The following is a 6,741-nucleotide window of genomic DNA, read 5'->3' on the forward strand; positions in this document are numbered from 1 at the left end:
GCCACGTCGGCAAAGACGCCCATTTCCGCTACCCTTGCCGATGTTGAAACATTGATTCGCCGCGATCGGCGTACGCCCGTCACAGTCGGGACCAGGGTATGCCCATTTGCAGTCTCGGCGATCCGCGGGGCAAAAGAAGCGGTGCTCGGATTTCGGCCCCGCAGCGTCCGATCCCGGCCCAGACCACCATAGATCCCGCACGATCAGGACATGATGACCGATAGCCAGAACAAGGCCGCGAACGAGACCGATCCGGCTGCCGGAGCACCGGGCGAGGTGACCCGCGAGGCGGCCGTACCGCCGCCCGCCGATGTGGCCGCGGCGACGACGCCGCAGACGCTGCTCACGAACGTCACCTGCTCGCGCGGCTTTGCACAGTGGCTGCAGCTCCACAACACGTCGCTCGCCTTCACCTCCTACCAGACGGGCCAGCTCTTCCTGGTCGGCGTGCGGCCGGACGGGGCGTTATCCCTCCATCAGCGCAATTTCGTGCGGGCGATGGGGCTCATTGGCGACCAGCAGACGCTGCTCCTCGCCGGGCTCGCGCAGATATGGCGGTTCGAGAACGCGCTCGGCCCCGATCAGCGCGCCAACGAGCATTTCGACCGGCTCTATGTCCCGCGCCGGGGGCAGACCGTCGCCGATCTCGACGCCCACGAACTCGGGATCGACAGCGCCGGGCGGCTCCTCTTCGTCAGCACGAAATATTCGTGCCTCGCGACCGACAGCGGGGTGCACTCCTTCAAGCCCGTCTGGCGTCCGCCGTTCATCTCCCGCCTCGCGCCGGAAGACCGTTGCCATCTCAACGGGCTCGCGATGGACAAGGGCGTGCCGCGTTACATGACCTCCGTTTCCACGACCGATGTCGTCGACGGATGGCGCAATCACCGGCGCGATGGGGGCGTCGTCGTCGATGTCGAGACCGACGCGATCCTCGCCGAGGGCCTGTCGATGCCGCATTCGCCGCGGGTCTATCGCGGGGCGGTGTGGGTGCTCGATTCGGGCAACGGCTACCTGACGCGGATCGACCCGGAGAGCGGGACGCGCGAACGGGTGGCGTTCTGTCCGGGCTTCTCGCGCGGTCTGTCCTTCCATGACGGGCACGCGCTGGTCGGCCTCTCTCTGCCGCGGCACGAAGGTGTCTTCTCCGGTCTCGCTTTGCAGGAAGAGCTCGAGGCGCGCCGCGGTGAGGCCTGGTGCGGCGTGCAGATCATCAACACGCAAAATGGCGACATCGTCGAATGGCTGCGCCTCGAAGGGGCGGTGCGCGAGTTGTTCGACGTGCGCTTCCTGCCGGGGGTCCAATGCCCGATGGCGTTGCCGACCTTCGGGCCGGAACTTGCGAGCTTCATCACGATCGAAGCGCCGGATCGGCCGCTCTCCGAGCGCGGTTGGCATCCGCCGGGCTGATCCCCGCGTCGAGATCAAAGACGAGGGCACGCCGCGGCACCGGCCGTCACCGGCGCGGGTGGGCGCTGCCCGATGAACGCGACACAAACACGAAGATCACTCAAGGGAGAATGACATGTCTCGTAGGCAATATTCAGCGACACGGCGTCTGCTGTCGGCCGGTCTCGCCGCGGCGATCGCGTGCGGTCCGGTCCCGGCCATGGCGTGTACCGGGATCCGCATCGTCTCGGCGGACGAGGCCGTGATCCGGGCGCGGACGATGGAGTTCGGGATCGACACGCAGTCGAACGTCATCCTGGTTCCACGCGGCTATGCCCGCACCGCAACGGCACCGGACGGCGCCGAGGGGAAGACCTGGACCACCAAATACGCCGCGCTCGGCATGAATATTCTCAACGAGAACGTCCTCATCGACGGGCTCAACGAGAAGGGCCTTTCCGTCGGCGCCTTCTATTTCCCAGGCTATGCCGGTTACCAGGATTATGCCGCGAGCGATGCGGGCAAGGCTGTCGCGCCGTGGGAGCTCGGCACCTACATCTTGGAGAACTTCGCCACGGTCGACGAGGTGCGCGCGGGCCTTCAGGAGATCGTCGTCCCCGCGACGGAGTATCCGGCGTGGAAGATGGTGCCGCCCCTCCATTATATCGTGATGGAGCCGTCGGGCACGGCGCTCGTGATCGAGTATGTCGACGGCACGCTCAACGTCCATGACAACCCGATCGGCGTGATCACCAATTCGCCGAACTTCGATTGGCACATGACCAATCTGAACAATTACGTCAACATGACGCTTCAGAACGTCGAGCCGAACACGCTCGGCCCCTTGAAGGTCGACGGTTTCGGCCAGGGTACGGGCCTTCTCGGCATTCCGGGCGATTTCACGCCGCCGTCGCGTTTCGTCCGCGCGGCGATCTTCCAATACGGCGTCCTCAAGAGCGAGACGAGCGACGACGCGGTGCTCGAGGCGTTCCACATCCTCAACAATTTCGACATCCCGCGGGGTGTCGCGCGGGACGGGGAGCCGGACGCCAACGGCAACATCACGGTCGATTACACGCAATGGACCGCCGCGTCCGACCTCGAAAATCTGCGCTATTATGTGCGGACCTACGACAACAGCGCGATCCGTTACGTGGACCTCTCGGCCGAAACGCTGGACGCAGCCGACATCAAGGTGTGGCCGGTTGGCGGAGACGAGTCCGTCGAGCCGCTCGCGCCGGCGAAGTAGACCCGCGCGGTCGAACGAGCCCGCGTTCCGGCTCGCGAGGCCGGAACGCTCGCGCGGCGCGCCACTCGCAAGAGATCGCCGCGCTTTCTTCTCGTTTACCGTCATCATGCATCGCGAGGGCGAGCCCGGGTTTGATCAGGCTCTCGACGCCGCGTCGGTGGTCAAATCGTTCGGCGGATAGGCGCTCAGGCTGCCGATCGCGGAGGCCTCGCCGTTCGCGCGGGGCCTACGGCTTCGGTAGCCGATCGGCGATCGTCATTCGCGCCGAAGCCCCAGCCACAAGTGTGCCTTGGGCTGCTTCAGTCCTGCCAGATTTTGCTGAGGATTACCGTGGTAGCGGAGGAGGGACTCGAACCCCCGACACGCGGATTATGATGCTTCGTGTTGCGTCCTATAAGTGTCTGAAAAGCATATGGAAAAACACGTTATACTCGCTCATGTCGCGCTCATGTCGCGTTGCCGAGAAGCGATTTTTCCGCCGCGGCGAGCGCATCGGCCTCGTCCAATGCTGGGAACAGGTGACCGTAGCGATCCATCGTCATCGTGATCGAGGAGTGGCCAAGCCGCTCCTGAACCATCTTCGCCGAAAGCTCCAGTCCGCCGTCCACACGTCTGTTGATGGCCCACGACGCGAACCAATGCCTGAAGGCGTGCCACCCGGTGTACTTGGCGCCGAGGATCGGGTTGCCCTCCTCGTCCTTCTCGCCGGTGTCCTTCACCACCCCCGCGGCAAGCTGCGTCGCCCAAAGGCCGCGCCGCGTCATGTTGCCGAGCGACTCGACGTTGCCGGCGCCGTTCGGGAAGACGAGCCCGAGCTCGCCCTTCGGGCACGCCAGTTTCCACTCTCGCAAGGTGTTCGCGGCGAGCGGCGGCAGCGGAATCGTCCGTCGGCCGGCGCTCGACTTCGGCGCGCCAATGGACTGATAGCGGTCGGCCCGCTGGTGGACGGCTATGCAATTCTTGGCCAGGTCAACATCCTGCCAGCGGAGGCCGCGCAGCTCCGAGGCGCGCATGCCCGTGAGTAGGGCCACGACGATGAGGGGCCTATAGCGGCCTTCCGCACCGCTGAGGATCGCGCGGACCTCTTCCATGGTGGGGATGTCCGTCCCATAGGCCAGTCGTGCTTTCTGGCGCTCCTGAACGCGCGCGCCAATGGTCCGTTGCCGGGCCATCTCCGAGACGACGTTCCGCATCACCAGGCCGCGGGCCTGAGCGTCGCCCAGGATGGCACCGAGGCTCACCGTCACCCGGCGCACCATGGTCGGCGACCGGCCAGCCGCGCGGAGCTGATCCTGGAAGGATCGCACCAGCGGCACCGTCAATTCATTCAAACGGCGATCCCCGATGAACGGCTCGATGTGGAGCGCCAGATGCTGCCGATACTGGGCGACGGTGGCGCGCTCCAGCCCGGCGTTGATGGCGCTCGTCAGCCAGCCCTTGCCTGCCTCGCGCACTGTGACGGTCGCCCGGTCCGCCACATGCACACCGTCGCCGACCTCGGTCGTGGCCCTGGCATGGAACGCGTCGGCGTCCCGCTTCCTCGCGAACGTCTTGAGCCGCCTCCGGCCCTGCGCATCGCTGTAATCCACAACCCAATTCGATTTGATCTCGCCGTTCGGTGATTTCCAGGTTCTCTTGCGGACGCTCATCATTGCTCTCAAGCGATCGTGTGCACCCCTTGTCCGTCAATGGTCACACAAGGACAAGTCGGCATTGCATTGATCAATCGGCGCACCTGAAGTGTCGAGGTCTGTTCGAAAAGAGGCCAGCAAGTTGTGGACCGGACACTAAGTCCACGAGCGCAATCCATTGAAAATAAAGCGAAAAATAGAACGAGCCCCGGATTTTATGAGAATAACGTTCTCGCTCTGTTGCGACTATGACTCTTTCTTGGCAGGTATGTCCTCGTAGTAACGAGGAAGGCGCAATGAAGTCGATGAAGGACGATGAGTTCGATCTGGTTTGGGGTGTTGGTAACATCGCCCGCCTTATCGGACGTACGCCAAGACAGACGTTCCACTACGTGCGAAATGGGCACCTGCCCGCAAAGAAGATTGGCCGTAGGTGGGTGGCTGAAAGGTCAGCTTTGGTCCGATTTTTTCGGATGGACAGTAATGAATAGCGGTATACCTACCGTTATGAATTTGCATAGATCAGATTGTTTCGAACAGACGGTCGGTTGGTCGGGGGCGAGGGCAAATCGATCCCGTCTGTTGGTCCATTACGCCCGTCAGGCACCGGAACTAACCGCGAACGAAGCGTGTCTTGTCATAGGGTTGGCCAACGGCCGCCGGAGGCGCTGATGGCGCGCCAGAACGAAAACGCCGCCCCGACCACGAGGGTCGAAGGCGGCGTCGAAGTCTCTGAAGCTCGAGAACAATACACCGCGCGTCGTTCACGCGCAAACTGCTTCGCGGGTGAGACTATGGACATGTCACATGGGGATGGAACGCTGCCGCTGTGGATTGCGGCCGATGCGCGAGCACGGCGCGAGGGGCTTGCGCCGGTGGCGGATCCACCGCCGCAGCCCGCGCCGCGGCGACCGCGCGCGCCTCGTCGCCGGCGGGTCTCTGAGCCGCTACCGACGGCGGAGGTGATTCCGATCGGCCTCGCAAGAAATCACCGAGTTGTCGGCGACCTTGTTCGAGCAGCAGGGTTCGACAAGCCGGAGCATCGCGTCGAGGTGGCCAAAAGCCGGATCCGTGTGCTCGCCGAAGATCTCGTCAGATCTAAAGGAGTTAGCCCGGTGTTGGCCGAGCGCGAACGAATTCTGCTCACAGCTCGAGTTCTGGAATCGCTGTGGAGTCTCGATCATTCTGATGGAGGTGCTGCGTGACGGTACACATGCCCGCCAGGGCGGCGATGCCTGCGCCGCGACTGCCCAATCAGCCGTCTTGGCACGAGGAATTGCGCAAAGACGAGCGGGGCGATCCGATACGCGACCTCGCGAACGTCATGATCGCTCTCCGCGCCGACACCTCAGTGTCACAGATTGTCGCCTGGGATGAGATGTTGCACGCGCCCATCCTTCGCTCTGCGGTTCCTGGCTCACCGCCGCTCGATGCGGCGCGACCGGCCACCGATGTCGATGTCGGCAGGCTGCAAGAATACCTTCAACTTTCGGGCCTCGGCCGCATCGCGAAAGATACCGTCCACCAGGCGGTGGATATGCGGGCACACGAGTGCGCCTTCCATCCCGTGCGCGATTACCTGACGCGGCTTGTGTGGGATGGTCGCACCCGCGTCGATGGCTGGCTTGCTCGCTATCTAGACGCAGAGGCGAATCCGTATGCCGCTGGCATAGGGCGAATGTTCCTAATCGCGATGGTCGCAAGAATATTCGAACCCGGTTGCAAGTGCGATTACATGATGATCCTCGAGGGCCCGCAAGGCGCTCGAAAGTCGACCGCCTGTTCGATCCTCGGAGGCAAATGGTTTTCGGACGGTCTACCGGACGTGACCACCGGGAAAGACGTTTCGCATCATTTGGCAGGGAGGTGGCTGATCGAAATCGCTGAGCTTTCCGCCACCAGCCGTGCGGAGGCTGCGGCGCTCAAAGCCTTCGTGACGCGGGACACCGAGCGCTATAGGCCGACCTATGGCCGGAAAGAGGTAATCCAGCCTCGGCAGTGTCTGTTCGTCGGCACGACGAACCGGACGACCTATTTGCGGGATGAGTCGGGTGGTCGGCGGTTCTGGCCGATCAAGGTGGGGGCGATCGATACCGACGCTCTTTCACGTGATCGCGATCAACTCTTCGCTGAGGCAGTGCATCTGTACCGTTCAGGCGTGCGTTGGTGGCCGGATGCCGCGTTCGAGGCCGAACATATCCGGAGTGAGCAAGAGGCCCGTTTCGAAGCTGATGCGTGGGAGGAATCGATTCGAGCGTGGCTCGACGATAAGGACCTCATCACCATCAAACAGGTGGCGATCGGTGCCCTCGGAATGTCGACCGCGGGCATCGGGCGTGCGGATCAGAATCGCATCATCGCGTGTATGACGCGCCTCGGATGGTCGCGACGAAACAAGGACAGCCGCGGCAATATTCCTTGGGGGCGCGATTGATGCGCCCGCTTGCCGAGGGTACGGACGACGGACGACCC

5 protein-coding genes are annotated in these 6,741 nt (G+C 63.5%); 4 read left to right on the forward strand and 1 reads right to left on the reverse strand.

Going from position 1 to position 6,741, the window contains the following annotated elements; all coding sequences use genetic code 11:
* Positions 1-210: 210 nt before the first annotated feature.
* Positions 211-1,410 carry a TIGR03032 family protein gene (locus L1787_RS17830; RefSeq protein WP_235710449.1) on the forward strand — a complete coding sequence of 400 codons (1,200 nt, stop codon included), beginning with the start codon at positions 211-213 and terminating at the stop codon, positions 1,408-1,410.
* A 115-nt stretch (positions 1,411-1,525) separates the two neighbouring features.
* Positions 1,526-2,638 carry a linear amide C-N hydrolase gene (locus tag L1787_RS17835; protein WP_235710451.1) on the forward strand — a complete coding sequence of 371 codons (1,113 nt, stop codon included), beginning with the start codon at positions 1,526-1,528 and terminating at the stop codon, positions 2,636-2,638.
* 446 nt (positions 2,639-3,084) lie between these two features.
* Here the strand turns inward: L1787_RS17835 and L1787_RS17840 are convergent, their stop codons facing one another.
* On the reverse strand, positions 3,085-4,287 hold the full coding sequence (locus tag L1787_RS17840; protein WP_235710453.1) for a tyrosine-type recombinase/integrase: 1,203 nt from the start codon (positions 4,285-4,287) through the stop codon (positions 3,085-3,087).
* Positions 4,288-4,940: 653 nt separating this feature from the next.
* Here L1787_RS17840 and L1787_RS17850 point away from each other — a divergent pair.
* On the forward strand, positions 4,941-5,474 hold the full coding sequence (locus tag L1787_RS17850; protein ID WP_235710457.1) for a hypothetical protein: 534 nt from the start codon (positions 4,941-4,943) through the stop codon (positions 5,472-5,474).
* Positions 5,471-6,703 carry a virulence-associated E family protein gene (locus L1787_RS17855; protein WP_235710458.1) on the forward strand — a complete coding sequence of 411 codons (1,233 nt, stop codon included), beginning with the start codon at positions 5,471-5,473 and terminating at the stop codon, positions 6,701-6,703. The genes L1787_RS17850 and L1787_RS17855 overlap by 4 nt, the downstream gene beginning before the upstream one ends.
* Positions 6,704-6,741 lie beyond the last annotated feature (38 nt).

The organism is Acuticoccus kalidii, from assembly GCF_021556395.1.
GTDB classification, from domain to species: domain Bacteria; phylum Pseudomonadota; class Alphaproteobacteria; order Rhizobiales; family Amorphaceae; genus Acuticoccus; species Acuticoccus kalidii.

Coding starts and splice junctions, on each gene's coding strand:
- L1787_RS17830 (WP_235710449.1), top strand. CDS start 211: ATGATGACCGATAGCCAGAACAAGGCCGCGAACGAGACCGATCCGGCT.
- L1787_RS17835 (WP_235710451.1), top strand. CDS start 1,526: ATGTCTCGTAGGCAATATTCAGCGACACGGCGTCTGCTGTCGGCCGGT.
- L1787_RS17840 (WP_235710453.1), bottom strand. CDS start 4,287: ATGAGCGTCCGCAAGAGAACCTGGAAATCACCGAACGGCGAGATCAAA.
- L1787_RS17850 (WP_235710457.1), top strand. CDS start 4,941: ATGGCGCGCCAGAACGAAAACGCCGCCCCGACCACGAGGGTCGAAGGC.